The sequence below is a fragment of the Enterobacter soli ATCC BAA-2102 genome, from assembly GCF_001654845.1.
In the GTDB taxonomy this organism is placed as follows: domain Bacteria; phylum Pseudomonadota; class Gammaproteobacteria; order Enterobacterales; family Enterobacteriaceae; genus Enterobacter; species Enterobacter soli.
Window position 1 is genome coordinate 1 of sequence record NZ_LXES01000058.1, and the last position, 2,961, is coordinate 2,961.

Below are 2,961 nucleotides of genomic sequence, written 5' to 3' on the forward strand. Positions count from 1 at the left end.
GGTTGAGAATAGTTCTCCATAGTATCTATATGGAATAGTAATGAATCATTTATTTTTAAAAAAAATGACATACTTCATAATATAGATTAAAGACAATTGCTATACTATAAAATGTTTGGCAGAGTAATCTGGCATAAGTTAATTAACTATCCTAGTAGTTTATCTTGTAAAAATAAACACCAGGCCTAACAATTAAACGATGGTTACCATAAGAATGAAGTTAAAATACTATACAAACTCGCAAGATAGTGGCATCTCTCTTAGTCAATGGGAAGTTAGACAAAGTAGATTGTGGAAGAAGAGAGTTGATGAAATTAAAAATAGTTTGCCTATAGCAAATACAACACCCTATCAGGATAGAGTAATAAAGTCAGGAGTTGTTGGTGCCGGAACTTACGGGCGAGTATATAATGACCCGGACCAAGAAGGGTTTGTCGTAAAAATATGGTCGGATAACGTAGACTACCTGACTGTTGTTCGAGAATGCAATGCCTTTCAGAGATATTATAAGAATAAACATGCCTATGTCACACTTGAGTATTTTGGCGGAATGCTAATTAAGCCTGTTTTACATATGTTACGGCTTACCGGAATTCCCTTAAATCAGTTATCTTCCGAACAACGGCCTAAACACTCTAAAGAGTGCTGGCGCCAAATGGAACAACATCTGCGTTGGGCCAATGTAACTCACTTAGATATGGCTGAGCAAAATATTTTATACGATCCTGATGACTCTACAATTGATCCTCAAAACGGGAAACCTACTATTTATAAACCTTTTGACTTCACTTAGTGTGATGTACCTTCTATGTATTTTGTTCATAAGTGGATACTATTGCTGCTATGGACATTGTTATAGACTTATTGCCATATTCTTCTACCTGTCGTGCACTCTGCATATTGACTATGGCGTCGAAAGGTCGTTTTATCCAACAGATTTTGTCGATTGCAATCTATTTTACTCGGATAAAACGACTGACTTTACACGTATAATCAGGTCTCATTAATCCAATACCTGTTTTTGAGAATTACATTTCCACCCTGCTATCACAAACACATTAAGGACAACATCTTTCGTAATTCGGGTGTGCATTGACTAGGCAATAATATTTGCACCTTGAGCACTCTTGCTGACCTAGTAAACTCTGCGCTTCTGTGTGACATCTCTAAGCCGAGATGGACTTTTCACACATCCCGACTCCAACCTGAACTGTCTTCATATGTTACAGAAATGTGCATACTTGCGAAACTTTACTTACTAGTCTCAAGGTAATTATCAACAAAAGGCTTCAATATTAGGTCATTGATAGACGGTTCGATAGATAGTGAATAAGCCAGACTAGATGCCTTATACTTACCTGAACGTCGTATTCCATGCTGCTCGGTACTTGTTCGCGGTATAAAATCATAAGACTGACTATCTGCTATCTGTGGGGCATGAAAAATAGCTTTGATAAAGGTTAAACTTTTGAGTTTCTCAGATATCTCATCGAAGTAACTCTGTGTAATAGAAATGAATTGAGCTGGTTCTTTTTCAATCTCATCTAAAATTTCTATAAGAAGTGTTTCCATTTGATCTACTATATCTATCATTTGTTGTTTACTCGCCTCCTGACGACGACCATAGGCCTTCATCCCCCCAATAACAAAGGTCATAAGTAGCAACGATACTCCTAAACCAACCATTGGTGCTACAATATTACTAGCTAAGGTAGCACTAGTCACTGAGGCTGCTGTAGCTTTAGTCGTGCCTACAACTGCTGCTGGTTGCGCTAAACCATAAGCAGCAGCCGAACCAACTGCGGAAGCCCCCACAAAATACGTAGAATTAGTATTATCGTATACTAAATGCCCAACCCAGCCCATACTGGTCTTTTTAGTAATATATTCTTTTGACTCTCGGACATAGCGCCCTACTGCTAGCTGCATATCCTTCCTGTCGTATCCTTGCTTCAAAAGTTTATTTACCCATGCACAACAAACCCATGCGTGGGATGGATTTAGTTTTTCCAAATGCTGCAGTTTTCCGAAAATTTTAGCACCTAATAAATCGTTCTTAATCATAAGAGCTCCATATAGATTTCTATAAATAGTAATTAGTTTCTTGAAATAAAAGTGAATAGGCTTTTCATTTATACACTTAATTACACCTCAGGCGACGGTGTCGTCTACGGGAATGGTGCTTTTTGGTGTATAACCACTCCAGATGTCGCGCTCACGGGGAGATGTCCATGGAGGTGGACACACATTACCTCCAAAGTAGAATATTATTCTGCCGTTGAGCCTATCCCAACGCCTGTAGATATATCTTAACTCGGAAGAGGTTATACTCTCTATTTTTTTATTAACTACACCCGCGACATCAAGACCATCTAGAATAAAATGAATCTTTCTGTGAGACTGTGAAGGTTGTTGCGCAATTATTTCGATACCCGATTTAGAACCCCTTTTCCACCACTGATACTCATCGTTATGCTTTGCCGCGATCCTTAATTTAGGATGATTTATTGCTATCTCTTGGTAAGCCGGAAAGTCAAAACCGTATTTACTGGTCTTACCAACTGATGCCATTTTTATCGCATCTTTTATTTTTTTGGTACGGGATTTAGTAATATCATTCAGAGAACTGAATCTAATATTATTCAAGGATAAAACACTTCTTACTGGATCACTGTAACTATTTATAATCATTGACATAGATGCTCTCCCGACAGGTCTTCTGGCCCAAGAGTTAGCCTCTGAAGGATTTTTCTTGTGATATTCTTCCACTTCTTTCAGATATATTTCTCTCGGCCCACTTAAACCGTACATCAGATCACCGTTATGAAAGTTACGAACAATAGGCTTTTTCATACTAACCTCCGCTTTTCAGTGAGAGTTACACCTGCCTCACGTTTCTCTGTGGTTTCTCACCGCGTGCAGCATCAGGTGACACCCTGCCGGTACCTGTCGCGCCCTCTT

3 protein-coding genes are annotated in these 2,961 nt (G+C 38.7%); 1 reads left to right on the plus strand and 2 read right to left on the minus strand.

The genetic code is table 11. The features are described from left to right. Positions 1 to 214: 214 nt before the first annotated feature. Complete coding sequence (locus M987_RS23395) at positions 215 to 793, plus strand: OspG family effector kinase (protein ID WP_064555910.1); 579 nt, start codon at positions 215 to 217, stop codon at positions 791 to 793. 458 nt (positions 794 to 1,251) lie between these two features. On the opposite strand, the gene M987_RS23400 is transcribed toward M987_RS23395, so the two are convergent. Then, positions 1,252 to 2,064: a hypothetical protein gene (locus M987_RS23400; protein ID WP_014063918.1), complete on the minus strand. Its 813-nt coding sequence runs from the start codon at positions 2,062 to 2,064 to the stop codon at positions 1,252 to 1,254. Positions 2,065 to 2,151: 87 nt separating this feature from the next. Beyond that, positions 2,152 to 2,853, minus strand: a complete 702-nt coding sequence (locus M987_RS23405; protein WP_014063917.1) for a hypothetical protein — start codon at positions 2,851 to 2,853, stop codon at positions 2,152 to 2,154. Positions 2,854 to 2,961: the final 108 nt, after the last annotated feature.

Bases quoted from the DNA above. Each gene is read 5' to 3' on its own strand.
- M987_RS23400 (WP_014063918.1), bottom strand. From the start codon at position 2,064: ATGATTAAGAACGATTTATTAGGTGCTAAAATTTTCGGAAAACTGCAG.
- M987_RS23395 (WP_064555910.1), top strand. From the start codon at position 215: ATGAAGTTAAAATACTATACAAACTCGCAAGATAGTGGCATCTCTCTT.
- M987_RS23405 (WP_014063917.1), bottom strand. From the start codon at position 2,853: ATGAAAAAGCCTATTGTTCGTAACTTTCATAACGGTGATCTGATGTAC.